The following is a 25,516-nucleotide window of genomic DNA, read 5'->3' as shown; positions in this document are numbered from 1 at the left end:
ACCTACTTGTTGCTCGCCCCCAACGCCCCGAACCATCCCCCGCAGGCGATCGTGCCGCACTTGAACCCGGGGGATGATTGCGGTCTTATCCGGCGCCGCGCACCGATGGTTCGGGATGTCGCAGGTGCCCCCGAATCCGTCCGAAGGAAAGGCTGTCACGTGGGAATGGACCGCAGCGTGCTGCGCAGCGTCCCGCTGTTCGCGGCGATGAGCGACGCCCAGCTCGACCGCATGACGGCGCAGGCCTCCGCACGGAGAATTCCGCAGAGCGAGGCCGTCTTCGAGCAGGGCGACCCGGCCAAGGCCTTCTATCTCCTGCTGCACGGCCGGCTGAAGGTGACGCAGGTCACGCGCGACGGCCAGCAGATCATCGTCCGCGTCGTCCATCCCGGCGACCTGTTCGGCTTCACGCGGGCGCTCGGCCGCAGCGACTATCCGGGCACCGCGACGGCCGCCGTCGACAGCCTCGTCGCGAGCTGGCCGACCGAATCCTGGGACAGTTTCGTCGCCGACAACCCGCATCTGGCGATGAACGCGATCCGCACCATCGGCCAGCGCCTGGACGAGGCCCATACCCGCATCCGCGAGATGTCGACCGAGGAGGTCGAGCGCCGCGTCGCCCATGCCGTGCTGCGACTGATCGAGCAGGCCGGCACACGCGTGGATGCCGGCATGCGCGTCGACTTCCCGATCTCGCGGCGCGACATCGCCGAGATGACCGGCACGACACTGCACACGGTCTCGCGCATCCTCAGCGCCTGGGAAACGCAGGGGCTGGTCGAGGGCGGGCGCCAGAAGCTCGTCGTCTGCGACGCGCCCGCCCTGAAGCGTCTGGCGGAGAATGCCGGCTGATCAGGCCCCGGCCGGCGACCAGTCGTAGAGATGGATCAGCTTCGGATCGTCGGCATGCTCGATGAGCATCCGGCGCACGCGGTCCTGCCAGAGCGCGGCGAAGCTCTCGAGCCCCGCTTCATCCGCCTCCCCCGCGACCGCCTGCGGCATCACGGCGCTCATCGCTGCCGCGTGCGGCACCGCACCCGTATCGATGTCGACCACAACCCCGGCCCCGGTATCGCGACGGCGCAAGGCCACCGTCCCCTCGATATCGGCGCCGAAATGCAGGAGGTTGCGCCGGGAGAAGCGCTGCGCCGGCCCGATCCCGCCAAAGCCGGTCTCCGGTGCCGCGCCGGTCAGCAGCGTCGCGACCGAGGCGAGCACGCCGGTCGTGCCCTGGTCACGCTCGCCGCGCATGAAGACCTCGATGCCACCGCGCTCCGGCATCTCGTCGTCGTGGAGATAGGCGAGTCCGTTGATCACCATGAGATAGGCGCCAGCGACCGCCGGGCAGGAATGACCGGCCAGTCGCACGGCGTCCTCATAGCCGTATTCGAGGATGCCGCCCTCGCTCGTCCCCAGGAAGGCGGAGAGCGGGTCGCGGAGCTTGAGGCGCGGCGCGTCGGTGAAGAAGGACGGGAAATTCATCACACTCTCTTCGGGCAGGAGCAGCCGCAGCGCGGCTTTGCCCCGGAAAGACGTCGTCTCCGGACTGGCGACGCCTCAGGCCGGTTGCCGGGCGAGGCCGAAGCGTTCCGGATCTGCGAGCAGGTCGGTTAGGGAATAACGGTCGAGTTCGCCGAGGAAGACCTCCATCGCGTCGCTGAGGATTCGCCGCCAGCGATCCCCGCGCAGCGCCGAACGCCCTTCCGCCTCGCCGAAGCACTCGACGGTCGCGAAGGCCGGCTCCGTCGCCCGGATCAGTCGGCCCAGCGAAATCTCGGCCGGCGCCCGCGCCAGCATCAGCCCGCCGGCGCGGCCGCGCACGCCTTTAAGGAAATCCTGACGGACCAGGAGATTGGCGACCTTCATCAGATGGGTCCGCGAAATATCATAGGCCGTCGCCGCTTCCTCGACCGTGACCAGCCGCTCCGGATGCGCTGCCACGAAGACGAGCAGCCTGAGCGCATACTCGCTGAACTGGGTCAGGCGCATGCACTGCACCCGCGGCGGCGGCCGGGCCTGTTCTCGCCAACATCTGGAAGGAGCACCATCCGACGGTCCTGTTCACCGCCCGGTGAGCCCCCTCGCCCGGCGGACTGGTCTTCTGGAGCGCAACACGGCGCATCCCCCGCGCCTCACTACGGCAATCCGGCTCGTTGCGCATCAACAGATCCTCCCGAAAAACGCCGATCCCAAGGCGAAGGACATCAGGCCGGCCCTGCTGCCGGTGCGGCCTTCGGGCCAAGCCGCGCGCCGGTCAGGACCCGCCAATAGCTCACTGCGAATCCGAGGAAGGCGAGCGACCAGCACAGCCCGGCGACATGGAGCAACGCGACCGGGCCATGGCCGAGCCCGGAACAGATCCGCGCCACGCTGCCGATCACGATCAGGACGTAGCAGGCCTGCGTTGCCGCAGTCGCGACCAGCGGGCGCCCGGTATGGCCGAGGCTGGCCCGCGACATCACCGCCAGCGTCACGGTGCCGAAGGCTCCGGCGGTCCAAGCATGCAGCCCGGCACCAGGGCCGACCAGCCCGAAACTCGCCGCCGCCGAGAGCGCGAAGCCCAGCGGCACAAAGGCATAGCCGACATGCAGGATGACGAGCAGCGGATTGCGCCAGGTACGATCACCCGCCCAGCGTGCCAGCCTGACGGCATGAAGCACGGCGCAGAGCGCCAGCGCCACCCCGCTCGCAACCGTATCCGGTTGGGCAACCCAGAGGCTAAGCGCGAGCGCGCTCGCCGCCAGCACCACCTTGTCATAGCCCCCGAAGGGAATCGGCAGACGCCCCGCCCCTCGCGGCGCCAGCCAGTTGCGCGTGAAGCTCGGCACGATCCGCCCGGCGATCAGCCCGACCAGCATGAGCACGACGGCGATGGCGAAGCGGCGCGCGTAATCGGCCCCGCCCGTCAGCGCCGCTTCGAGATGAAAGGCGAGGTTGGCGACGAGCAGCAGCCCGATCAGCACCACGACCTTGAGATTGCGCCAGTTGCGCCCGGCGACGATCTCGCGCGCAGCCGCCCCCGCCAGCAGCACAAGGAACAGTGCATCGATCGCCAGCGCAAGGCGCCACCCGATCAGGGCTGAGGTGGCGACCGCGATACGGCCCGCGATCCAGGCCAGAACCAGCACGAGCAGCGGCGCGCCCTGCACGGGCAATCGCCCGGTCCAGTTGGGAATGGCGGTCAGCAGGAAGCCGCCGATCGCCGCCGCCTGATAGCCGAAGAGCATTTCATGGATATGCCAGTCCACCGGCGCGAAAGCCGTGGGGATGGCGAGATGGCCGGTGACGAAGCCGAGCCAGACGATGATCGTCAGCCCGGCTTGCAGCGCCGCGAGGAGGAAGAGCGGCCGGAAGCCGTAGGACAGCAGCGCAGGCCCCTCATAGGCCTTCAGCCTCGGGATGGGCGCCATGCTCGCTTCTCCTGACGTGATCGGGCGCAGCCTGGCGCTGCGCCCCTTGCCCCTTCGACGGACCGCGCCGCGGCCCGCTCACTTCGCCTTGGCGACCAGATCGGCGAAGACCTGCTTGGCCTTGCCCGGATGCTTGGCAGCGGCGGCGGCTTCCAGATTGGTCGGCTCGCCGACCACGATCAGCGCCACCATGCCCATACCGTAATGCGGCTTGCACTTGATGCCGTAGACGCCGTTCTGCTTGAACGTAACGTCGACCTGCTCGTTCAGCTTGCCGATGAAAGGCTCGGCCCCGGCCGGGAGCATCTCCGGAACGGTTTCCGCGTTGTGGCTCTTGTCGGTCGGCACGAATTTCACGGTATCGCCGGGAGCGATCTTCACCAGCGCCGGTTCGAATACCATGGCGCCGGCCGCCCCCTTGTTGAGCATCTTGACCTCGACCTCCGCCGCATTGGCGCCGGTGGCTGCCAGCGCCATCAGCGCGCCGGCCAGAAACATCCTGAACATCTGCCTTCTCCTTCAGCAGCGGGCACGTCCGTCCCTCGCTGCACCGCAACATTAGTCGGGAGGGCCGCGCGCCAACTTGCGAAAACGCAAACTCAGGATGGATTGCCGGAGAGGACGGGCCGGTCGGAGCGGTGAACGGATTTCTTCCGGAACGGGTCGTCGCGGTGGCGCTTCCGCCTCTTGCGGAGGTCATCTTTGAAAGGCTGTTTCATTGACCGCGAAGCATCCGGCAGAAACAATGAACAGTATCGAGCGGTGTTCGCATTGCTCCTTCGCGGGATTTGCTGGAGCAGCTTGCACCGCGTCAACAATGCTAAAAGCACCACGACGAAATCGTGGGCTCCGAGACACGGAGACGCGTCGGTGACGACATGCACGAATCCAGAAAACCTTGTTCAGGCGCCTGAACGGCGATGTTCCTGACAAGATTCCGGGCGCCCTGAGCACCTGAAACCATACCATCGCGACGCTGCCGCGACGCCGGTCCTTCCGGCGAAGGGAGACGCTTGTCCCGTCCTCCCGGCGGCAACCTGCGGAACCGCCGCCAATCGGCGCCCCGCCCTCTCACAAACCCAGACAGCTGCTCCAGAGGTTTCCATGGCGATCCTGTCCCTTGCCTCCTCGCTTCCGACCCGCGCCGCGACCGGCCAGGCCGCCCGTAGCCTTCCGGTCCCGACGGCTGCGAACGGCGATTTCCGCACGGCCCTGCGCCATCTCGCCGGCGGCGTCTCCATCATTACGGCGGGGCGCGGCGAGGATCGCACCGGCCTGACCGTGACCTCCCTCTCCTCGCTTTCGGCCGAGCCGCCGACCGTGATGTTCGGCCTCAACCTCTCCTCCTCGGCCTACCCCGTCCTCGCGCGCCATCGCAGCTTCGGCGTGAACTTCCTCAGCGCCGCGCAGAAGCAGGTCGCCGATCGCTTCGCCGGGCGCGGCGGCGAGAAGGGCCCGGCCCGCTATGCCGAAGCGGAGTGGAGCGAGGGCCGCACTGGCGCGCCTCTTCTCGAAGGCGCGCTGGCCGCGCTCGATTGCGAGCTGGAAGAGCTGATCGAGCGCCACTCCCACGCCATCGTCATCGGCCGGGTGCGCGAGGTCCGGCTCGGCTCGAACGACGCCGCCCTCCTCTACTGGCGCGGCGACTACGAGCGGCTCGGCTGGATGGCCGAGGAAGCGTCGACCGCACTCGGCCTCCGCTCCGCCTGATCTCCCGAACGGTAGCGAAATCCATGACCTACGCACTCAGCATTCTCGACAAGAGCCCGCTCATCGAGGGCGAAACCGCCGGCGCAGCACTCCAGCGCACGGTGAGCCTCGCCCAGGCGGCGGAGCGCCTCGGCTACCACCGCTTCTGGCTGGCCGAGCATCATGACTTCCCCGGCCTCGTCAGCCCGGCGCCGGAGGTGTTCGCCGCCTATCTGCTGGCGCGCACGCAGCGCATCCGCATCGGCTCCGGCGGCGTGCTGCTGCCGCATTACAGCCCTTACAAGGTCGCCGAAGCCTTCAACCTGCTGGCGTCCCTGGCGCCCGGCCGCGTCGATCTCGGCATCGGCAAGGCGCCGGGCGGCCTGCCGCTCTCGACCAAGGCGCTGCGCGTGCTGCACGATCCCGCACGCGCACCGTCCTTCGAGGCTCTGCTGGACGAGCTCGACGGCTTCCTCGCACCGCCGGCAGCCGCAGCCGGCCCGCAGGACAAGGCCCGCGCGCTTCCGGTTCCGCCCGTGACGCCGGAGCGCTTCCTGCTGGGCGCCAGCCCGGACAGCGCCCGGCAGGCCGGCGAGCGCGGCTGGCATTTTGTCTTCGCCGGCCACCACAACGGCGATCCCAAGGCGATCGACGAAAGCCTGAACGCCTATGCCAAGGCCGGCGGCACGGCCCCCCTGCTGCTCGCGGTGGCCGCCTTCGCCGCCGAGACGGCAGAGGAAGCGCAGAGCCTGACGGAAAACCACCGCGTCGTCCGCCTGACCCTCGACAACGGCCAGAACCTCAACCTCGGCAGCGAGGAACAGGCCGCGGAATACGCCCGCCAGGCCGGCGCCGCCTCCTACAGCACCGAGATCCGCAAGCCGCATATCCTCGCCGGCACGCCCGAGCAGGTCCGGCGCGAGTTCGACGCCCTGCATGCCCGCTTCGGCATCGGCGAGTTCGTCATCGACACGCCGACGGCCCTGACCAGCCGGCGCCTCGCTTCCCTCACACTGCTCGCCGGCGAACGCCCGGCACTCGCCGCCTGATCCCCGCTTTCGGAAGGACTGATCCCATGTCCCGCACCCGCCTCACCTTCGGCCTGATGCTCCAGGGCGCCGGCAGCCACATGAATTCCTGGCGCCACCCGAGCAACCCGGCCGATGCCAGCGTCAATCTCGACTTCTTCATCCGCAACGCCCGCAAGGCCGAGGAGAACGGCATCGCCTTCGCCTTCGTCGCCGACGGGCTCTACATCAACGAGAAGTCGATCCCGCATTTCCTCAACCGCTTCGAACCGCTGACCATCCTCTCGGCGCTGGCGACGGTGACGAAGAAGCTCGGCCTCGTCGGCACGGTCTCGACCTCCTATAGCGACCCCTACACGATCGCCCGGCAATTCGCCTCGCTCGACCTGATCTCAGGCGGCCGCGCTGGCTGGAACGCGGTGACCTCGCCGCTGGAAGGCTCCGGCCGCAATTACAGCCGGCCGCATCCCGAACATTCGCTGCGCTACGAGATTGCGCAGGAATATCTCGACGTCGCCAAGGGCCTCTGGGATTCCTGGGATGACGACGCCTTCATCCGCGACCGCGAGGCGAGCCGCTTCTTCGATCGCGACAAGCTGCACACGCTGAACCACAAGGGCCGCTTCTTCCAGGTCGAAGGCCCGCTCAACATCCAGCGATCGCCGCAGGGCCAGCCGGTGCTGTTCCAGGCCGGCGCCTCGGAAGCCGGTATCGGGCTCGCCGGGCGCCATGCCGACGCGGTCTTCGCCAACCATGTTCCGATCGAAGAGGCGCAGGCCCTCTATCGCGCGATCAAGACCAGCGCCGTCGCCCATGGCCGCAGCACCGATGACGTGAAGTTGTTCCCCGGCGCCGGCCCGATCGTCGGACGCACCGCCGCCGAGGCCGAGGAGAAGTACCAGGCGATCCGCAACCTCGTCTCGATCGAAGACGCACTCGCCTATATCGGCCGCTTCTTCGACCATCACGATTTCAGCGCCTACCCGCTGGACGCAGCCTTCCCGGAGCTCGGTGATATCGGCAAGAACAGCTTCCGCTCGACCACCGACCGCATCAAGCGCAACGCCGCTCTGAAGGGCCAGACGCTGCGCGAGGCGGCACTCGAGGCCGCCACGCCCCGCACGGACCTGATCGGCTCGGCCGAGGAGATCGCCGGCAGGCTGATCGAGCGTGTCGAGGCGCAGGCCGCCGACGGCTTCGTGCTCGGCTTCCCGGTGATCGGCCAGGGGCTCGACGATTTCGTCGAGCTGGTGATCCCGGTGCTGGAAGAGCGCGGCGTCTACGACCGCAATCTGCCCGGCACGACGCTGCGCGACCATCTCGGCCTCCCCCGCCGCACAAGCCGCTACGCCACCCCGTCGGACGCAGAGCCCGCGCGCCGCGCGAGCTGAGCCTCACGCCCGCCCCCTGTCACGGAAAGGCTCGCCCCATGGCCGATGAGTTCTTCTACACCACTCCGCTGCACCCTCTCGCCCAGCCATTGGTCGAGCAGCTCACCTGGGAATATGCCACCCGCTACGGCAGCCAATTCGGCGAGCCGCCCGGCGCCGAGATGAGCCGCTATCCGGCCGAGCTCTTCGCCCCGCCGGACGGCAATTTCGTGCTGCTGCTGCGCGATGGCCGCCCCATCGCCGGCGGCGCCTTCAAGCGATATGACGAACGCACAGCCGAGATGAAGCGGATCTGGACCCATAGCGATTTCCGCCGTCAGGGCCTGGCCCGGCGCATCGTTGCCGAGGTCGAAGCGCAGGCCGTCCGACAAGGTTACGGCAAGATCTACCTGACCACCGGCTTCCGCCAACCCGAGGCCAAGGGGCTCTATCTGGAGACCGGCTACACCCCGCTCTTCGACGTCTCGGCCGATCCTGCGTTCTACCGGAAACTGCCCTTCGAAAAAGAGCTGGTCGCCATCCCGGCTTCGGCGACCCGGCCGCCCGACGCTCACGCCGCGCGCAGCACCGCCTGACGAGCCGCTTTCCCCTTTTCCATAACAAGAAGAGCCAGCCATGACCCTCGCCAGCGATTTCGCGGGCTTGCCGACGCATGCTCAGAATCCAGCCCCGCATCGCGATTTCAGCCGTTATCGCATCGTCCCCGCCCGCTATCCTGGGCGGACCATCGGCACGGTCTTCGCCGCCATCGTGATCTTCGCGATCGTGAATTCGGTGCTCTCCAATCCGCGCTGGGGCTGGGATGTCTTCGCCGAGTGGTTCTTCGCCGAACCCGTACTGGTCGGGCTCGGCCGCACGCTGTTCCTGACGCTGCTCGGCACGGTCTTCGGCTTCCTGTTCGGTACCTTGCTGGCGCTGGCGCGGGTCTCCGGCTCGCCGCTGCTCGCCTCGCTGTCCTGGGGCTATGTCTGGCTCTTCCGCTCGATCCCGCTGATCGTGCTGCTGCTGATCCTGAACAATCTCGGCTATCTCTACAGCACGATCTGGCTCGGCATCCCCTTCACCGATATCGGCTTCGGCTCATGGTCGACCACGCAGCTGATCACGCCCTTCTTCGCGGCGGTGCTGGGTCTCACCCTCAACGCTGCCGCCTTCTCCTCGGAGATCGTGCGCGGCGGCATCCTCGCCGTCGACCAGGGCCAGCATGAGGCCGCCGCCGCGCTCGGCCTGCCGAAGCACCGCCAGGTCTCGCGGATCGTGCTGCCGCAGGCGATGCGCTCGATCCTGCCGACCGCGTTCAACGAGATCATCAGCCTCGCGAAGGGCACGAGCCAAGTCTACATCCTCGCCCTGCCGGAGCTGTTCTACACGATCCAGGTCATCTACCGGCGCAATCTCGAGGTAATCCCGCTGCTGATGGTGGCGACGGTCTGGTACCTCGTCATCCTCAGCGTCCTCTCCTTCTTCCAGCGCCATATCGAGCGGCACTATGCCCGTGGCGCCCTGCGCAACCCGCCTCCGTCGGCTATCGACACGGCCCTGCGCTGGCTCGGCCGGAATCGTGTCGCCCCGGCAACCGCCGGCGCCGGCTTCACCGCCCCGGCACAGGCCCCTGCCGCGCCGCGCACGGCCTCGCTCGCCACGCTCTCCCCGCGCAGCGGCGGCGAGATCCGCATCAGCCATGTCTCGAAGAGCTTCGGCCCGCTCAAGGTGCTGGACGATGTCAGCCTGTCGCTGCGCCCCGGCAGCGTCACCGCGATCATCGGCCAGTCCGGCTCCGGCAAATCGACCCTGCTGCGCTCGATCAACCATCTGGAGCGCGTCGACGAGGGCTTCATCGCCATCGACGGTGAATTGATCGGCTACCGGCAGGACGGCGAAACGCTCTACGAATTGAAGGAGAAGGACATCCTGGCCCGGCGCGTCGATGTCGGCATGGTCTTCCAGAACTTCAATCTCTTCCCGCATCTCACCGCGATCGAGAACATTGCCAAGGCGCCGGTCACCGTGCGCGGCCTCTCCCGCGAGCAGGCCCTGGCCGAGGCGCAGGAACTGCTCGCCCGCGTCGGCCTCGCCGAGAAGGCGAACGCCTATCCGCGCCAGCTCTCCGGCGGCCAGCAGCAGCGCGTCGCCATCGCCCGCGCCCTCGCCCTCAAGCCGAAGGTCCTGCTCTTCGACGAGCCGACCTCGGCGCTCGATCCCGAGCTCGTCGGCGAAGTCCTCGACGTCATCAAGGAGCTCGCCCGCTCCGGCACGACGCTGGTCATCGTCACCCACGAGATCGGCTTCGCCCGCGAGGTCGCCGACCACATCGTCTTCATGGAGGCAGGGCGCATCGTCGAGAGCGGCGCCCCGGCCGACGTGCTCGGCAATCCCAGTCACAGCCGCACCCGCGAATTCCTCGCCAAGGTGCTCTGAATTCCCCGCCACACCCCACAAGGAATCCGACCATGATCACGCGACGCAATTCTCTGAGCCTTCTCGTCGGCGCCGCATCGGCCGCGCTCATCCCCGCCGGCGCCTTCGCCCAGCAGGTCGTCGACCTCTCGCCAGAGCAGCCTGGCCGCCCCCGCGCCGAGCGCGATGAGGAGGCGATCAGGCTCATCGCCAAGGACGCCAAATTCGCCAAGGATGGCGTCTTCACCGTGGGCAACAACACCGGCCGCTTTCCGTTCAGCGGCTTTGCGAACGACAACAAGACGGTCATCGGCGGCGAGGCCGAGATCGCGCAACTTGTCGCGGACGCGCTGGGCCGCAAGCTGGAGGTCGTCACGACCGCCTGGGCGGACTGGCCGCTCGGCGTCGTCTCCGGCAAGTTCGACGCGGTGATCTCCAACGTCACCGTCACCGAGCAGCGCAAGGAGAAGTTCGACTTCTCGACTTATCGCAAGGACCTGCTCGGCTTCTACGTGAAGAAGGGCAACGAGATCGACATTCGCGAGCCCCGCGATGTGGCGGGCCTCAAGGTCATCGTCGGCGCCGGAACCAATCAGGAGCAGATCCTGCTGCGCTGGAACGAGGCCAATCTCAAGGCCGGGCTGAAGCCGGTCGACATCCAGTACTACGACGACGATGTCGTGCTCTATCTCGCGCTCGAATCCGGCCGTGCGGACGCCTATCTCGGCCCCAATGCGCTGCTGAGCTTCAAGGCCGCGCAGGAGGGCAAGACCCGGCTCGCCGGCAATTTCTCCGGCGGCTGGCCGGTTCTGGCCGAGATCGCTGTGACCACCCGCAAGGGCGCTGGGCTCGCCGAGGCCATCACCCAGGCGCTCAACACCCAGATCAAGAACGGCAACTACGCCAAGGTGCTGGCCCGCTGGAACCTCTCGGCCGAGGCGATCGAGGCATCGCGCACCAACCCGCCCGGCCTGCCGAAGGCGTGAAGTCTTCGAAACCGTTCGAACCCCCTCAGCCCTCGTCCTGAGGAGCGGACGAAGTCCGCGTCTCGAAGGGCGCTCCAGGTATCTCTGGAGCCTCCTGGAACATCCTTCGAGACGCCATTCCCAGGGAATGGCTCCTCAGGATGAGGGCTCTGAGAAGTCCTGACGAAGACCAACCGCATACCCTCTGAAGAACTGGAGATCATCATGATCCCGCGACGGACACTCCTGTCGCTGCTCGTCGGCGTGCTCAGCGCCACGAGCCTGCCCGCCCTCGCCCAGCAAGCGCCCTTCGACCTCGGCCCCGAGCAGCCTGGCCGCATCCGCGCCGACAAGGACCCGGCCGCCATCGCCGCCGTGCCGAAGGGTTTCAAATTCGTCGAGCCCGGCCTCTTCACCGTCGGCATCAGCCCCGGCGGGCCCCCGCTCACGACCTATGCCACGGACGCCAAGACCGTGATCGGCGCCGATCCCGACTTCGCCCAGCTCATCGCCGACAGCCTCGGCCTCAGGCTCAACCTCGTGCCGCTCGCCTGGGCCGACTGGCCGCTCGGCCTGACCTCCGGGAAGTACGACGCCGTCATCTCCAATGTCGGCGTCACCGAGCAGCGCAAGGAGAAGTTCGACTTCTCGACCTATCGCCTCGGCCTGCACGGCTTCTTCGTCAAGGCCGACAGCAAGGTCACGAGCATCAAGGAGCCGAAGGACGCAGCCGGCCTGAGCTTCAGCGTCGGCGGCGGCACCAACCAGGAACGCATCCTGCTGGAATGGAGCAAGCAGAACGTCGCAGCCGGCCTGAAGCCGCTCGAACTGCAGCTCTTCGACGACGAAGCCGCCCGGCTCGTTGCCTTGCGGGGCGGCCGCGTCGATGTCGTCGTGCAACCCCATGCCCAGCTCGTCTTCATCGCGGCCCGCGACAAGGACATCAAGCGCATAGGTACGCTCAGCGCCGGCTGGCCGCTGAAATCCGATGTCGCGATCACCACGCGCAAGGGCAGCGGCCTCGTCGATGCCCTGACGCTCGCCACCAACAACCTGATCAGGTCGGGCCAATATCGGCAGGCGCTGGCCCGCTGGGGCATCGAGGAGGAGGCGGTCGAGCGCTCCGAGACCAACCCGCCCGGCCTGCCCAAGTACTGATATCGAGAACCGGCTGACATGACTGAGCTTTCGATCCGGCACATCGCCTTCCTCACCCCCGGCAATTACGACGATGCCGATCCGCGCCGCGGGCTCGAAGACACGCTCTCGCTCTTCGAGCATGGCGAGGCCATCGGCTTCGACAGCGCCTGGATACGCCAGCGCCATCTCGAGCCCGGCGTCTCCTCGGCGGCGACCTTCCTCGCCGCCGCGACCCAGCGCACGCGCCGGATCGGGCTCGGCACGGCGGTCATCCAGATGGGTTACGAGAACCCGTTCCGGCTGGCGGAGGACCTCTCGCTGGTCGACGTACTTTCGGGCGGGCGTTTGAACATCGGCCTCAGCGCCGGACCACCGCCCTTCGGCAAACTGCTGGGCGAGCGCCTCTTCGACGGCGATCCCGCCGCGATCGATTTTTCGCATGCCCGCGTCGCCCGTCTGGCGAAGAACATCGCAGGCGAATGGCTCGGCGATGCCGATACGCGCATCACCTCGGCCGCCGGCGAACACCGCCCGCGCCTGCGTCCGCATGCGCCGGGCCTGCGGCAGCGGCTCTGGTATGGTGGCGGCTCCCTGCGCTCGGCCCGCTGGGCGGCGGAGAACGGCTTTCACCTGCTCGTCGGCAACATCAATACGGCCGAGGAGACCGACGGCTTCTTCGAAGTGCAGCGGAGCCATATCGAGACCTTCCGCGCCCACTGGAAGGGCGAAGGCCAACCGCGCATCGCCGTCGGCCGCGTCATCGTCCCGCTCGACGGTGCCGCCCCGACGACGCGCCAGCGCTATCGCGACTATGCCGCGAGCCGGCACGCCCGCACGCTTGGCCCCCAGGGCGAGCGACGGACCCAGTTCGCATCGGATCTCGTCGGGACCGCCGCCGAGCTGATCGAACGCCTCGCGGCGGACCCGATCCTGCCGCTGGTCGACACGCTGCGGCTGGAACTGCCCTATAATTTCAGCATCGACGACTACCGCCAGATCACGACCGATTTCGCGAGGCTTATCGCCCCCGCGCTCGGCTGGCGCGACAGCGTCGCGCTGAAGGGCGCGGCCTGAACGGCCAACGTCCATCAGCCCTTGATCATAGCGACTTCACACCACCCCTTGTCATTCCGGGGCTTCGCGCAGCGAAGAACCCGGAACCCACGACCGGGTGCGCCATTTGCAGCCGAGGAAGACATGTCCCACCCGGTCGTGGGTTCCGGGTTCGCGCCTACGCGCGCCCCGGAATGACAAGGGTAGTGCCGGATCAAATTGCCCGACCGCCTACCGCTCCTCGATCGCCAGCACCGCGAAACTCGCAAGCCAGTGCTCGCCCATATAGTCGCCGGCGATATGCGGCAGCCCGGTTTCGAGATGCAGCCTTGCAGCGTCCGCGATGACCGGGCGCCGCACATCCCAATCCGGCAGCGCCGCAGCCAGCGCGCTCCAGCACCAGGCGCGGCTGAGATTGAGCCCGTCGAGATGCGCGATCTTGCCGTCGGTCCGGTCGGTCACGGTCGCCGGCTTGAACAGGATCGCCGGCTGCTGCTGCGCGATCCGTGGCAGGAAACGCTCGAACCAGGGCAGGAACTGTTCGGCCGGCAGCAGGCGGCGCATGCATTCGGCCTCGATCAGCGCCGATGACTGGAAATCGTCGCCGCTGGGCTCGCCCCAGGCCGGGCAGTCCTCGTCGGCGCCATACCAGCGCAGCGCCGTCTCGCGCAGCAGCGTCAGGAAGGCGCCGTCCCCGGTCGCGTCGGCATAATCGGCCGCCATCCGCAGGCCGAACGCCGTGTTGAAATGCGTGCCGACCCGCACCGGATAGGTCGCGATCGGCAGGAAATCGCGGAAGCGCTGGGCGAAGGCCTCGGCGAGCGGTTCCAGCGCCCGGCTCCAGCGCCCGTCATCGAGCCCATTCAGCTCTGAGGCAAGCTTCAGCAGCCAGCCCCAGCCATAGGGCCGCTTGAAGCCGCGCGCCGTCGGCTGAGCGAGATAGGCGCATTCGATCGCGATCTTCTCCGGGACGAGCTGCGCATCGAACAGCGCGACGATATCGGCAGCCGCCTCCATCGTCGGATAGCGCCGCAACAAACGCGCCAGCATCCAGTAGCTGTGCACGCAGGAATGCCAGTCGTAGCTGCCATAGAACACCGGATGCAGCTGGCTCGGCGTCTGCGCGTCCTGCGGCCCGGCCAGCGTATGGTCCGGCTTGTTCGGGTATTCGCGGCGGACATGGCCGAGCGCGATGCGGGCAAAACGCTGGGCGATCTCTTCGGTCAGCTTGGGGGTGGTCATGAAGTGGCTTTCTCCGGCGTGGCCCAGCGTATCAGGAATGCGATCAGGCGGGGGGTCATGTAGATCGGAAACTGCGTTGCGGCGAAGAAAAGTGCGATGGTCGGCGAGGTCGAGGCGCCGAGCGCCGACCAGACCAGCCCGACATTGCGATTGCCCAGGATCAGGCCGATGCCGAGCCGCTCAGCTAAGGTGCCTGGCAACAGCGCCGCGCCGAGCCCCTGCAGGGCGAGATTGCAGGCGAAGGCGAGCGCGATACAGGCAAGGGCGACCATGGGCTCCGCCTCGATCTGGGCGCGCACACCCGCCATCGTCGATGTCGCGAAGATCAGGAGCGCGGCCAGGACCAGTCCGTCGATGGCATCGGCATGGCGTTTCAAGGTTCCTGCCGCGCGGCTCCTCAGGGTCAGCGCGACGCCGCCCGCTCCGGCAGTCAACACGAACAGCCGCAGCGCCAGTTCGACCGGTTCAAACGCAATCCCGGCGAACCATGACGCCAGCAGCGGTACGCTCAGTGGCGCCAGCGCCATCGACAGCAGGGTGACCGCAAGCGGGATCGTCGCATCGAGCCCCAACATGCGTGCCACGGCGGCCGTGCCACCCGATGGCGGCGCGCAGACCGCGAGCACCATGGCAAGGGCCAACTCAGGACCCACGCCTGTGAGGTGAGCGGCCATCCCGACCAAGACAGGGCAGACCAGCATCACCACGACCGGCAACAGAGCCGAGAAGCGCGGCTGCTGCAGCGTCCGCATGAAATCGGCCGCATTTACCCGGAGCAGCGTGCCGAGCACGATGACGAAGATCGACACCGCCATTGCCGGACGAACGGCTTCGGCCAGAGCCGGAAAGGCAAGCCCGGCGAGCACGCCGACGATCAGCAGGGTCGGCCCGCGCGGCATAAGGCGCAGAAGGGTACTCGTCATGCGGCGTCCGGCCCATTGATCGTGTCGGGCGTACGCTAGGTCGAGCGATTCCATTATTGAAATCGATTTTTGATATCTGCATCATTGTTCAAATGAATTTAGCCGCCATCGATCTCAACCTGCTGGTGGCCTTCGAGGCCTTGATGGAGGAGCGCCACGTCACGCGCGCGGCGAGCCGCATCGGGCTGGCGCAGCCCTCGATGAGCAGCGCACTCAGACGGCTGCGTGATCTGTTCGGCGACGAGCTCTTCCTGCGCGGCCCCGGCGGCATGCAGCCGACCGACAAGGCGCTGGCTCTGGCACAGCCGATCGGCGCGGCGCTGGAGCAGATCCGCGGCGCGCTCGCGCCCGGACAGGGCTTCGACCCGTCCACCTCGCGGCGGCGCTTCACGATTGCCGTGACGGATTATGGCGACCTCGTCATCGTTCCGGCCCTCGTCGCGCTGCTGCGCCGGGAAGCGCCGGGCGTCGATCTTGCGGTACGTCCGATCACGGACGCCGCGGCGGCTTTGGCGAAGCTTGAACGCGGCGAACTCGACGCCTTGATCGGCGGCCATCTCCCGGATTCATCGACGAGCCTGCGCCAACAGTTGTTCGAGGAGCGCTTCGTCTGCATCCGCGATCGGAACCATGCCGCCGGCTCGGCCGCTCTCGACATCGGCGAATATGCCGCCCTGCCCCACGCCTTGTTCTCGGCGGCCGGCGGTGACGGTTTGCCGAGCGCGATCGACGACAGGCTGGCGCGCCAAGGCCTGAAGCGGCGCGTGGCGGTCACGCTCCCCCATGTCGTCGCGGTGCCCTTCACTGTCGCCGGCACCGATCTCGTGGCGACCATGGCCGAACGTGTGGCCCGGCGCTTCGCGGAGAGTGCCGGGGTTGCGGTACTGCCATTGCCGTTCGAGAGTCAGGCCTTCGCCATCGATCTCGTCCACGCCCGGCGCGCGCTGGCCGACCCTGCTCTGCGCTGGCTCGTCGAAGCCATCGCGAGAGTGGCCGTCTGATCCGCCATGGAACTGCAACCCCGCCATCTCCTGCCGTCGGGTCTCCTCGCCCGTTCGGCATGATCTAACCAAGCTAGCGCGTTCCCGCAGGCTTTGGCCGGCCGGGCAGCGCCGCCAAGACAATCCGTCAAAGGGGAAACGCCGTGGATCTGCCCGCCAACGCCTTCAAAGCCGCGCTGAAGCGCGGCGAGCTTCAGATCGGATTGTGGAGCAGCCTGTGCAGCCCGATCGTCTCCGAGATCATCAGCCAGAGCGGCTTCGACTGGATTCTGGTCGATACCGAGCATTCCCCCAACGAGCCGCCCGACGTTCTCGCCCAGTTGCAGGCCCTGAAGGGCGGCACCGCGACCCCGATCGTCCGGCCCGCCTGGAACGACGCGGTTCTGTTGAAGCGCCTGCTCGACATCGGCGTGCAGGCCGTGCTCGTGCCCTTCGTCCAGAACGCCAAGGAAGCGCGCAAGGCCGTCGCCGCCTGCCGTTATCCGCCCGCCGGCATCCGCGGCATCACGGTCAGCGGCCGCGGCAGCCATTACGGGCGCGTGCCGGACTATCTCAAGCGCGCCGATGGCGAGATCTGCGTGCTGGTGCAGGTCGAGACCGGCGAGGCGCTCGCCCGCATCGAGGAGATCGCCTCGGTCGACGGCGTCGACGGCGTCTTCATCGGCCCGGCCGATCTCTCGGCCTCGCTCGGCCATATCGGCAATCCCGGCCATCCCGAGGTTCAAGCCGCGATCCAGGACGCCGTGAAGCGCCTGACCGCGATCGGCAAGCCGGCCGGCATCCTGACGCCGTCCGAGCCCGATGCGCGCCGCTATATCGAATGGGGCTATCGCTTCGTCGCCGTCGGCTCCGACCTCGGCCTCATGACCAAGCATGCCGACGCGCTGGCCAAGGCTTTCGCCGGTCAGCGCTGATCGACACGCTGGGCTGTGTGAACACCGAGCAAAAGCGTTCTCGCCCCCTTGTCATTCCGGGGCGCGCCAAAGGCGCGAACCCGGAACCCACGACTGGGCAGGGCATCGCAAAGCCGGTTGTGAAGGGCTCACCCGGTCGTGGGTTCCGGGTTCTCCGCTGCGCGAAGCCCCGGAATGACAAAGGTGGTTCTCAGCGGCCTAGGCAGGCGCCCGCCTCAGCCCTCACTCGATCTTCACATTCGCCTTCTGCGCGACCTCGGCCCAGCGCTTGGTCTCGGAGGCGATATGGGCGGCGAACTGCTCCTGGCTCGACCCGACCGGATCGACGCCGAGCTTCTTCAACTGCTCGATCACCGCCGGCTCGCGCATGATCGCCTGTGTCTCGTTCGAGAGCTTGGCGACGATCTCCTTCGGAACGCCGGACGGCGCGAAGAACCCGTGCCAGGAGCTGGCATCGTAGCCCGGAATGAACTCCGACAGGGCCGGCAGGTCAGGGGCGACCGCGAGCCGCTTCGGCGTCGCTGTGGCGAGCGCGCGGATCTTGCCAGCCTGCACATGCGGCCAGGCGATGGTGATGTTGTCGAAGGTGATCTGGATCTGGCCGGAGAGCAGGTCCTGCGTCACCTGCCCGCTCGAGCGATAGGGCACATGCACCATGTCGGTGCCGGTCGAGACCTTGAACAGCTCGGCCGCCATATGGGTCGAGGTGCCCGCCCCCGACGAGCCGAAGGAGTACTTGTTCGGATTCTTTTTCAGGAGGTCGATGAGCTCCGGCACTGTCTTCGCCGGCAGATCGATATTGACCATTAGGATGTTGGGCACACTCGCTACCTGCGAGATCGGCGCGAAATCCTTGATGTGGTCAAATGGCAGCTTCGCATAGACGGCAGGGTTGATCGCGTGGCTCGACACCGTGCCCATGGTCAGCGTGTAGCCGTCTGCCGGAGCCCGGGCGACCGCGGCGACGCCGGTATTGCCGCCCGCGCCCGGCCGGTTCTCGACGATGAACTTGCCGCCGAGACGCTGTCCCAGCCGGTCGGCCAGGACGCGCCCGAGCAGGTCGGTGGTGCCACCGGCCGCGAAGGGCACGACGATGGTGACGACCTTGCTGCCGGGATAGTCGCCCTGCGCGAAGGCGGGCCCTGCTGCAGCCAGGCAGGCGGCGGCGATGATGGTCCTGCGCGTGATGCTCATCGGTTCGTCTCCCCATCGCGGACAATTCCGCCTGCACCTCATGACGGGCGCTTACCCAAGCGATAACACAGGATCGCAGATTTGAAATCTGAAATTTCAGATTGCTGGACACGCGGCTTTATGCTGTTTGATGGCCATGGCGCATGAGCCGGCAACCGCGGTGGAGCGGCTTCGGCAACGCGCCCCCGGAAGAACCATGTTGCAGCCTGCCGTAGAACCCGTCGCGCCCGATCTCCTGCGCTCTCTGCGCGAGCATGTCCACGAGCGCCTGCGCCGTGCCATCGTCGCCGGCCGCTTCCGCAATGGCGAGCGCCTGAACGAGCGCCATCTCGCCGAGATGCTCGGCGTCAGCACGACGCCGGTGAAGGACGCGATCCGCAAGCTCGAAAGCGAGGGGCTGGTTCGGACGGAGGCGCGCCGCGGCGTCTTCGTCGAGTTCTCGCCCCGGCAGGCGCTGGAGATGGCTCTCGGCCGCGCGGCGCTCGAAAGCGTCATGGCCCACATCGCCGCCAATCATCTGACCGAGGATGGCGCAGCCGAGCTCGGTCAACTGATCGCCGAGATGGAGCAGGCGACCGAACATGGCGATCTCGAAGACCTCGTCGCGCTGAACGAGACCTATCACCGCGCGATCCATCGCATCTCCGGCTGCACCTATCTTGAGCGCCGCCTCGACGGCCAGCGCATGTACGACCATGCCCAGCGCATTGCGCTGCATTCCGAACCGGACGAGCGCCGGAGGGGCTTCGAGGAACATCGCGACATCTTCGAAGCGCTCCTGGCGCGCGATCCCGCGCGCGCCGAACTCAGGATGCGCCGTCACATCGTCCGCTCGGCGAAGGCCCATGTCAGGCTGGTTTTCGGCGCGGATGCGGAGGGACTGGATTATGACGAATGACAAGGTCCGCCGCGCGCTGCGCGGCATTTCCGGCGTCCATGTCACCGCCTGGAAGGCGGATGGCGAGGCCGATTGGGCGCTGACCGGCAGGATCGTCCGGCGCATCGCGGAAGCCGGCATCCACAACATCGTCTCGGCCGGCAATACCGGCGAGTTCTACCCGATGACGACGGCGGAGGTGGAGCGCTCGCACGCAACCGCCGCCGAAGCCGCCGCCGGCAAGGCGCTGGTCACCGCCGGCATCGGGAGGTCTTTGCGAGAAGCGGTCGCGACCGGCAAGCTCGCCGCCAAGGCCGGCTGCGATGCCGCGATGGTGCATCACCCGCTGGATCCCTTCGCCGCGCCGCAATCGCAGGCCGATTACATCCTCGCCATCGCCGAGGCGCTGACGATTCCGCTTGTCGCCTATATCCGCTCGGACGCCATCGGCGTGAAGGACCTGATCCGCGTCGCGACCCATCCGAACGTTGCCGGGGTGAAATTCGCCTCGAACAACATGATGCTGCTAGCCGACTGCGTGCGCGAGACGGAAGGCTCCTCCGCCAACTGGATCTGCGGCCTCGCCGAGGGCTGGGCGGCACCCTTCTATGCGCTGGGTGCCCGCGGCTTCACCTCCGGCCTGATCAATGTCGCGCCGGAGCGCTCGCTCGCCGTCTGGCGCGCGCTGGAAGCCGGCGACTACGAAACCGCCCGCAGCGAGGTCGATGCCATCGCCGGCTTCGAGAAGCTGCGCACCAAATACGGCAACGGCGCCAACGTCACCGTGGTGAAGGAGGCGCTCGGCCTGCTCGGCACCGATGTCGGCCCGGTCCGCCTCCCCGGCCTGCCCGAACTGAACGAGGCCGAGCGGGCAGAGCTGCGCGGCATCGTGTCGAGCTGGGGTAGCCAGCGCGTCGCGGCGGAATAACCTCTGTCATTCCGGGGCATCGCGCAGCGATGAACCCGGAACCCACGACGGGGCGAGCCCTTCACAGCAGACGGACACCGTCTGACCCAGTCATGGGTTCCGGGTTCGGCTCTTCGAGCCGCCCCGGAATGACAAACCGTCGAACCAACGAAAAATCACCGAGGAAACGCCCATGTCCGCCCGCCCCCGCAAGACGCCCGAGACCCTGCGCAGCTGGCGCTGGTTCGGGGCGAGCGACCTGCGCTCCTTCGGGCATCGTTCGCGAGCCTTGCAGATGGGCTTCGGCCACGAGGAGTTCATGGGCAAGCCGGTCATCGGCATCATCAACACCTGGTCTGAGATCAACCCCTGTCACACCCATCTGCGCGACCGCGCGGAGGCCGTGAAGCGCGCGGTCTGGGCGGCCGGCGGCTTTCCGATCGAAATCCCGGTTATGTCGGTTTCCGAGCAATATCAGAAACCTACGACCATGCTCTATCGCAACTTCCTGGCGATGGAGACCGAGGAATCGATCCGCTCCCATCCGCTCGACGGCGCCGTGCTGCTCGGCGGCTGCGACAAGTCCACACCGGCCCTGATCATGGGTGCCTGCAGTGCCGGCCTGCCCTTCATCTTCGTGCCGGCCGGGCCGATGCTGCGCGGCAACTGGGCCGGCAAGGTGCTGGGCTCGGGGGCCGATGTCTGGAAATACTGGGCCGAGAAGGAAGCCGGCAACATCACCGACGACCAGTGGAAGGACATGGAGAGCGGCATCGCCCGCTCATACGGCACCTGCATGGTGATGGGCACCGCCGCCACGATGATGAGCCATGCTGAAGTGCTCGGCCTCACTTTGCCCGGCGCCTCCGCCATCCCCGCCGCCGACGCCGCCCATCCGCGCATGGCCGCGATGGCAGGCAAGCGCATCGTCGAGATGGTCTGGGAAGACCTGACGCCCGACCGGATCCTGACCCGCAAGAGCTTCGAGAACGCGCTGACCGTGCATATGGCCGTCGCCGGCTCGACCAACGCGATCATCCATCTCGTCGCCATGGCTGGCCGCGCCGGCGTGCCGCTGACGCCGGACGATTTCGACGCCTTCTCGCGCAATGTTCCCGTCGTCGCAAACCTGCGCCCCTCCGGCGATTTCCTGATGGAGGATTTCTTCTATGCCGGCGGCCTGCCTGCCCTGCTGAAGCAGCTCGAAAGCAAGCTCCACACCGACGCGATGACAGTGACCGGCAAGCCGATCGCCGAGACCATCGCACTCGCCCAAGTCTATGACGACAACGTCATCCGCCCGCTCGACAAGCCCGTCTCGACCGCGAACGGCCTCGCCGTCCTCAAGGGCAACCTCGCGCCAGACGGTTGCGTCATCAAGCCCTCGGCCGCCGAGCCGCGCCTGCTCAAGCATTCAGGCCCGGCGCTGGTCTTCGAGCATTACGATGCGATGATGCAGGCCGTAAACGACGAGAACCTCGACGTGACCGCCGACCACATCATGGTCCTCAAGAACTGCGGCCCGGTCGGCGGCCCCGGCATGCCGGAATGGGGCATGCTGCCGATCCCGAAGAAGCTCTTGAAGCAGGGCGTGCGCGACATGCTGCGCATCTCGGATGCCCGCATGTCCGGCACCAGCTACGGCGCCTGCATCCTCCATGTCGCGCCGGAGGCCTATATCAAGGGCCCGCTCGCGGCGGTGCAGACCGGCGACATCATCAGCGTCGATGTCGAGGCGCGCAGCATCTCGGTTAACCTGACCGAAGCCGAAATCGCCGCCCGCCTCGCCGTCTGGACGCCGCCGGACCGCGACTATCCGCGCGGCTGGGGCAAGATGTCGGCGGCCCACATCCGCCAGGCCGACAAGGGCTGCGATTTCGATTATCTGGAGGGGACGGCAAAGGTGCCGGAACCCGAGATCCACTGATGCAGGATATCCGCGACATCGAGCGCGTCGCCATCATCGGCGCCGGGCTGATTGGCAGCTCATGGGCTGCGCTCGCCATGGGCCACGGCCTGAACGTCTCAGCCTATGATCCAGCCCCCGGCGCGGAGGAACGGTTCCGCCATGCCGTCGAGCGTGCCCGCGGGCAGCTCGCCGAGCTCGGCTTGGCCAATACCGGCCAATACGAGTTCACCACCGATCTCGACGAAGCTCTGCAAGGCGTTGATTTCGTTCAGGAGAATGGACCAGAAAACGAAGGCGCCAAGCGTGAACTCCTCGCCCGGCTCGATGCGGCGTTGCCGCCTGAAGTGATCATTGCCAGCAGTACCTCGGCCCTGCTGCGCAGCGCGATCGTCGCCGATTGCCGGGACAAGCGCCGGGTGATCGTCGCGCATCCCTTCAACCCGCCGCATCTCGTGCCGCTGGTCGAGATCGTCGGCGAAGACGAGGCGGTGGTCGCAAAGGCTGCCGCATTCTATCGCAGCCTCGACCGGCGCCCGGTCATCCTCCAGCGCGAGATGCCCGGCCATGTCGCCAACCGGCTGGCCTCAGCGCTCTATCGCGAGGCCGTCCATCTGGTCGAGCAGGGCGTCGCCAGCGTCGCCGAGATCGACGCCGCGCTCTGCAACGGCCCCGGCCTGCGCTGGGCGCTGATGGGTCCGCACATGACCTATCATCTCGGCGGTGGCGAAGGCGGCATCGCCGGCTATCTCGCCCATCTCGGGCCGAGCCAGGTGCGGCGCTGGCAATCGCTCGGCACGCCCTCGCTGGACGAAAACGTCCAGCACAAGATCATCGAAGGTGTTGCCGAGGAAGCGGCCGGGCGCACGATCGCACAGCTCGAGGAACGTCGCGACGAAGGGCTCCTTGCCCTGCTGCGCGCCCGCAAGCTCGTCAGCGAGTGAGCCTCACAATTCCGCGTCGAAGGTGATGGCATCGAAAGCCGCCCTCACCCGTCCGAGCGCCTGCGCGGTGACATAGGCATAGGCCCGCTCGGGCGACTGCGCGACGACGCCCCGGTCGGTGCCCTGTACATTGATCTCCAGCGAGACCGTGGCCGTCACGCTCGGCGTCGCCCGCATCGGCACCGGCAGGGCAAAGCTCTGCCGGCTCGCTGCCGCTGCGGCCTGATAGGCGTCGATCAGCACCTGCCCGTCCTGCTTCAGGTAGTAGCGCCAGCACAGCATCTGCTCGACAGAGAGCGGCCGTGCCGCCCAGTTCGTGGCAATCCGCCCACGCTCCAGCTTGATCCGTGCGAAGTTGACCGCGCCCGCGCTCGGCGAGAGCCGCACCGACAGCACGCCGGTGTCGCCCACAGCGGGCGTCAGCGTCACCGAGCGGCGCCCCACCCCCGCTGTGATCGTACCGGACTGGCTACCGATGGTGACTGCGAGGCTGCCGCCGCTGAGATCATCGACCGAGAGCGTCAACGGCAGCCCGGCGAATGAAGCGAGCCCCCAGCACGCCGGCTCGACCGGCTGGATAATGGCTCCAGAGGTCAGGGTGATCGTGAAACCACTGAGAGAGAGATTGGCGCCGCCGGTCGCCGCCTTCCAGCGATCGAAGCCGTAGACGCCGGCCGCCAGCGCACCGCCCGCAAAGCCGCGCTGGTTGATCGCCATGTCGCCATTGACCAGCAGGTCGGCTCCCGCTGCCCAGGGCGAGCCCGGCAAGGCGACGTCCCCCGACGCGCGATCGATGGCCAGCGCATCATGCCAGGCCGAGCCGTCTGCGCTGACCTTCAACCGGAAGTCGTCGTCGCCGGCGAGGCCGAACTCGGCCCGGCCCGACCAGTTGCTCTGGAACAGCAGGCTCGCGGTGTTGCCGGCCGCGTTCTTGTTGATCTTCAGGCGGTGATCGCCGCCGGCATGGTTGAACAGGCTGGCATCCGAGGACAGGGCAAGGCGATTGGTCGTATCCGCGGTCGCGTTCACGCCCCAGCGCTCGGCGCCGAGGCCGCTGAGCGGGCTGTCACGGCGCCACTCCGTGCCGGTCCAGAGATTGTGCTCGGCCTCGTCGACCACCCAGGCCTGCCAGCCGGCGCGCGGCACGAGAAAGGTCCAGCCGCCATCCTCGAACAGCGCGACCTGATTGGTACGGCCGGCGAAGGCGCCGCTGCCACCGGCCGGCACGATATAGGCCGAGAGCACGGTCGGCGAAGCCGGCGGCGCGGCCAGCGTCCGGCTATCGACCGTGAGGTGGATCAGCCCGTCCAGCCGGATCAGGGCATCGTTATGGGTGACATGTTTCTGTGCCTGCCCGGCAGCGAGCAGCGGCAGCGAAAGACGGGGCGTATCGGTCATGGGGCCTCGCGGAAGGGAACGCAGCGCTTGGCTGCCGCGAGGCGATGATGCGGCCGGTCCGGGTCACCGGGGATAAGTTGCTCGAATGCGCATCCGGCGCGGTCTACCCGCGCGACTGTCATTGCGAGCGCAGCGAAGCAATCCAGGGGGGACTGGGCCGAAGCATTCCACCCAGTCCCCCTGGATTGCTTCGTCGCTACGCTCCTCGCAATGACGGCCCGGTCAAGCCGGGAGCGTCAACCAAAGCGACGCGGCCTCAAGCCAGCGTGGAACCAGTTGATCAGCGAATAGATGTCGTGGACCGGAAGCCCGGTCGCCGCCTGCACATCGGCCGCATAGGGCGGCATGTTCGTGCATTCCAGCACGATCGCGCCGACATCGGGATGGCGGGCGACGAGATCGAGCGCCGCCTGCACCACGTCCTGCCGGGCGAGCTCGACATCCATGTCGTCCTTCTCGGCCTTGATCAGGACGCGGAAGAACTCCCTGCCGTTCTCGGTGCCTGTAACGGGGGTATCGAGCGGCACGCCGGCCGCTTCCAGATGCTTCGGCGTCAGCGTCGCCGCCGAGACCGTGACGACGCCGACGCGCTTGCCCGGCGGCAGCGTCGCCTGCACCCAGGGCACCTGCATCAGCGAGGAGGTCGCGACCGGCACGCCGACGGCGGCCGCAAGCTCGCGCTGGAACAGCGAGAGGAAGCCGCAATTGGTGGTGATCGCCTCGGCGCCGAGCCGGACGAGATCGCGCGCGGCCTCGATGAAATCCGGCAGCAGCCCGGCCGCACCCTTGAGCACCACCTTCTCGGGGCTGGCGCCGCCGACCACACGATACAGCACCGGGAACGGCCAGGTCGTGCCATTGCCCATATCGCCGGGAATCCGCGGAAACCGCGCCTCCAGCATCAGGATACCCAGCGGAACGCCATAGATCGCCTTCCCGCCACGCGCGATCCGCGCCGCCTGGGGCGCTGCGAGAATATCGGTCATCATCTCTCCCGTCTGCCGGTGCATCGCCATGCTAGCCGCAGAATCGACGCTCCGTCACCGGACAGCATGTCGGCATGGACGAAGATGAAAAGAAACTTCATCGACTTCGGTCAAAACTCTCGTTGCTGCCATTGCCTCGTCGTTTTTGCAT

The 25,516-nt window shown here is 67.5% G+C and carries 24 protein-coding genes; 15 read left to right on the top strand and 9 right to left on the bottom strand.

From position 1 onward, the window contains the following. The first annotated feature begins 159 nt into the window (after positions 1-159). Complete coding sequence (locus AC6RIC_RS12195; protein ID WP_454656536.1) at positions 160-852, top strand: Crp/Fnr family transcriptional regulator; 693 nt, start codon at positions 160-162, stop codon at positions 850-852. Here AC6RIC_RS12195 and AC6RIC_RS12190 read toward each other — a convergent pair whose 3' ends face one another. The 4 genes from AC6RIC_RS12190 to AC6RIC_RS12175 all read right to left on the bottom strand — a co-directional run bounded on the left by AC6RIC_RS12190 (position 853) and on the right by AC6RIC_RS12175 (position 3,917). Beyond that, positions 853-1,482: a hypothetical protein gene (locus AC6RIC_RS12190; protein ID WP_454656535.1), complete on the bottom strand. Its 630-nt coding sequence runs from the start codon at positions 1,480-1,482 to the stop codon at positions 853-855. A gap of 75 nt (positions 1,483-1,557) precedes the next feature. Then, positions 1,558-1,989, bottom strand: a complete 432-nt coding sequence (locus AC6RIC_RS12185; protein WP_454656534.1) for an RrF2 family transcriptional regulator — start codon at positions 1,987-1,989, stop codon at positions 1,558-1,560. 215 nt (positions 1,990-2,204) lie between these two features. Continuing rightward, positions 2,205-3,410, bottom strand: a complete 1,206-nt coding sequence (locus AC6RIC_RS12180; RefSeq protein WP_499736361.1) for an NnrS family protein — start codon at positions 3,408-3,410, stop codon at positions 2,205-2,207. Positions 3,411-3,488: 78 nt separating this feature from the next. Further along, positions 3,489-3,917, bottom strand: coding sequence for a pseudoazurin (locus AC6RIC_RS12175; protein ID WP_454656532.1), 429 nt, complete (start codon positions 3,915-3,917; stop codon positions 3,489-3,491). 597 nt (positions 3,918-4,514) lie between these two features. Here AC6RIC_RS12175 and AC6RIC_RS12170 point away from each other — a divergent pair. From AC6RIC_RS12170 to AC6RIC_RS12135, 8 genes are all read left to right on the top strand, one after another. Continuing rightward, positions 4,515-5,120, top strand: coding sequence for a flavin reductase family protein (locus tag AC6RIC_RS12170; RefSeq protein ID WP_499736360.1), 606 nt, complete (start codon positions 4,515-4,517; stop codon positions 5,118-5,120). A gap of 23 nt (positions 5,121-5,143) precedes the next feature. Continuing rightward, a complete protein-coding gene (locus AC6RIC_RS12165; protein WP_499736359.1) occupies positions 5,144-6,148 on the top strand; it encodes an MsnO8 family LLM class oxidoreductase in 1,005 nt (334 codons plus the stop codon). A 26-nt stretch (positions 6,149-6,174) separates the two neighbouring features. Next, positions 6,175-7,518 carry an LLM class flavin-dependent oxidoreductase gene (locus tag AC6RIC_RS12160; RefSeq protein WP_499736358.1) on the top strand — a complete coding sequence of 448 codons (1,344 nt, stop codon included), beginning with the start codon at positions 6,175-6,177 and terminating at the stop codon, positions 7,516-7,518. A 38-nt stretch (positions 7,519-7,556) separates the two neighbouring features. Continuing rightward, positions 7,557-8,093 (top strand): GNAT family N-acetyltransferase, encoded by a 537-nt coding sequence (locus AC6RIC_RS12155; RefSeq protein ID WP_499736357.1) that lies wholly within the window; start codon positions 7,557-7,559, stop codon positions 8,091-8,093. A gap of 40 nt (positions 8,094-8,133) precedes the next feature. Then, on the top strand, positions 8,134-9,936 hold the full coding sequence (locus AC6RIC_RS12150; protein ID WP_499736356.1) for an amino acid ABC transporter permease/ATP-binding protein: 1,803 nt from the start codon (positions 8,134-8,136) through the stop codon (positions 9,934-9,936). Positions 9,937-9,968: 32 nt separating this feature from the next. Next, positions 9,969-10,901, top strand: coding sequence for an ABC transporter substrate-binding protein (locus AC6RIC_RS12145; RefSeq protein WP_499736355.1), 933 nt, complete (start codon positions 9,969-9,971; stop codon positions 10,899-10,901). A gap of 204 nt (positions 10,902-11,105) precedes the next feature. Beyond that, complete coding sequence (locus AC6RIC_RS12140; RefSeq protein ID WP_499736354.1) at positions 11,106-12,038, top strand: ABC transporter substrate-binding protein; 933 nt, start codon at positions 11,106-11,108, stop codon at positions 12,036-12,038. 18 nt (positions 12,039-12,056) lie between these two features. Beyond that, complete coding sequence (locus AC6RIC_RS12135; RefSeq protein ID WP_499736353.1) at positions 12,057-13,094, top strand: LLM class flavin-dependent oxidoreductase; 1,038 nt, start codon at positions 12,057-12,059, stop codon at positions 13,092-13,094. Between the two features lie 210 nt (positions 13,095-13,304). Here the strand turns inward: AC6RIC_RS12135 and AC6RIC_RS12130 are convergent, their stop codons facing one another. Together AC6RIC_RS12130 and AC6RIC_RS12125 are read right to left on the bottom strand one after the other, a co-directional pair. After that, positions 13,305-14,315 carry a DUF2891 domain-containing protein gene (locus AC6RIC_RS12130; protein ID WP_499736352.1) on the bottom strand — a complete coding sequence of 337 codons (1,011 nt, stop codon included), beginning with the start codon at positions 14,313-14,315 and terminating at the stop codon, positions 13,305-13,307. Next, positions 14,312-15,292: a hypothetical protein gene (locus tag AC6RIC_RS12125; protein WP_499736351.1), complete on the bottom strand. Its 981-nt coding sequence runs from the start codon at positions 15,290-15,292 to the stop codon at positions 14,312-14,314. Before AC6RIC_RS12125 ends, AC6RIC_RS12130 begins: the two co-directional genes overlap by 4 nt. A gap of 38 nt (positions 15,293-15,330) precedes the next feature. Here AC6RIC_RS12125 and AC6RIC_RS12120 point away from each other — a divergent pair, with 38 nt between their 5' ends. After that, a complete protein-coding gene (locus AC6RIC_RS12120) occupies positions 15,331-16,239 on the top strand; it encodes a LysR family transcriptional regulator (protein ID WP_499736350.1) in 909 nt (302 codons plus the stop codon). A 143-nt stretch (positions 16,240-16,382) separates the two neighbouring features. Then, positions 16,383-17,153 carry an HpcH/HpaI aldolase family protein gene (locus AC6RIC_RS12115; protein WP_499736349.1) on the top strand — a complete coding sequence of 257 codons (771 nt, stop codon included), beginning with the start codon at positions 16,383-16,385 and terminating at the stop codon, positions 17,151-17,153. Positions 17,154-17,375: 222 nt separating this feature from the next. Here AC6RIC_RS12115 and AC6RIC_RS12110 read toward each other — a convergent pair whose 3' ends face one another. Continuing rightward, positions 17,376-18,347, bottom strand: a complete 972-nt coding sequence (locus AC6RIC_RS12110) for a Bug family tripartite tricarboxylate transporter substrate binding protein (RefSeq protein WP_499736348.1) — start codon at positions 18,345-18,347, stop codon at positions 17,376-17,378. Positions 18,348-18,543: 196 nt separating this feature from the next. Between AC6RIC_RS12110 and AC6RIC_RS12105 the strand changes: the two genes are divergently transcribed. From AC6RIC_RS12105 to AC6RIC_RS12090, 4 genes are all read left to right on the top strand, one after another. Further along, positions 18,544-19,245 carry a GntR family transcriptional regulator gene (locus tag AC6RIC_RS12105; protein ID WP_499736347.1) on the top strand — a complete coding sequence of 234 codons (702 nt, stop codon included), beginning with the start codon at positions 18,544-18,546 and terminating at the stop codon, positions 19,243-19,245. Beyond that, positions 19,235-20,152 (top strand): dihydrodipicolinate synthase family protein, encoded by a 918-nt coding sequence (locus AC6RIC_RS12100; RefSeq protein WP_499736346.1) that lies wholly within the window; start codon positions 19,235-19,237, stop codon positions 20,150-20,152. Before AC6RIC_RS12105 ends, AC6RIC_RS12100 begins: the two co-directional genes overlap by 11 nt. Before the next feature lie 172 nt (positions 20,153-20,324). Continuing rightward, the gene (gene araD, locus AC6RIC_RS12095; RefSeq protein ID WP_499736345.1) at positions 20,325-22,058 is read left to right on the top strand and encodes an L-arabinonate dehydratase; all 1,734 of its coding nucleotides are present in this window, start codon (positions 20,325-20,327) and stop codon (positions 22,056-22,058) included. Next, entirely contained in the window at positions 22,058-22,981 is a 924-nt protein-coding gene (locus AC6RIC_RS12090) for a 3-hydroxyacyl-CoA dehydrogenase NAD-binding domain-containing protein (protein WP_499736344.1), read from the top strand. The genes araD and AC6RIC_RS12090 overlap by 1 nt, the downstream gene beginning before the upstream one ends. A gap of 3 nt (positions 22,982-22,984) precedes the next feature. On the opposite strand, the gene AC6RIC_RS12085 is transcribed toward AC6RIC_RS12090, so the two are convergent. Next, complete coding sequence (locus tag AC6RIC_RS12085; RefSeq protein ID WP_499736343.1) at positions 22,985-24,379, bottom strand: DUF2793 domain-containing protein; 1,395 nt, start codon at positions 24,377-24,379, stop codon at positions 22,985-22,987. A 236-nt stretch (positions 24,380-24,615) separates the two neighbouring features. Then, the gene (locus AC6RIC_RS12080; RefSeq protein WP_454656513.1) at positions 24,616-25,365 is read right to left on the bottom strand and encodes an aspartate/glutamate racemase family protein; all 750 of its coding nucleotides are present in this window, start codon (positions 25,363-25,365) and stop codon (positions 24,616-24,618) included. Positions 25,366-25,516: the final 151 nt, after the last annotated feature.

This window comes from Allobosea sp. TBD101 (genome assembly GCF_059817965.1).
The sequence above is the reverse complement of the archived record's forward strand: the minus strand, read 5'-3'. Positions and strand labels throughout refer to the sequence as shown.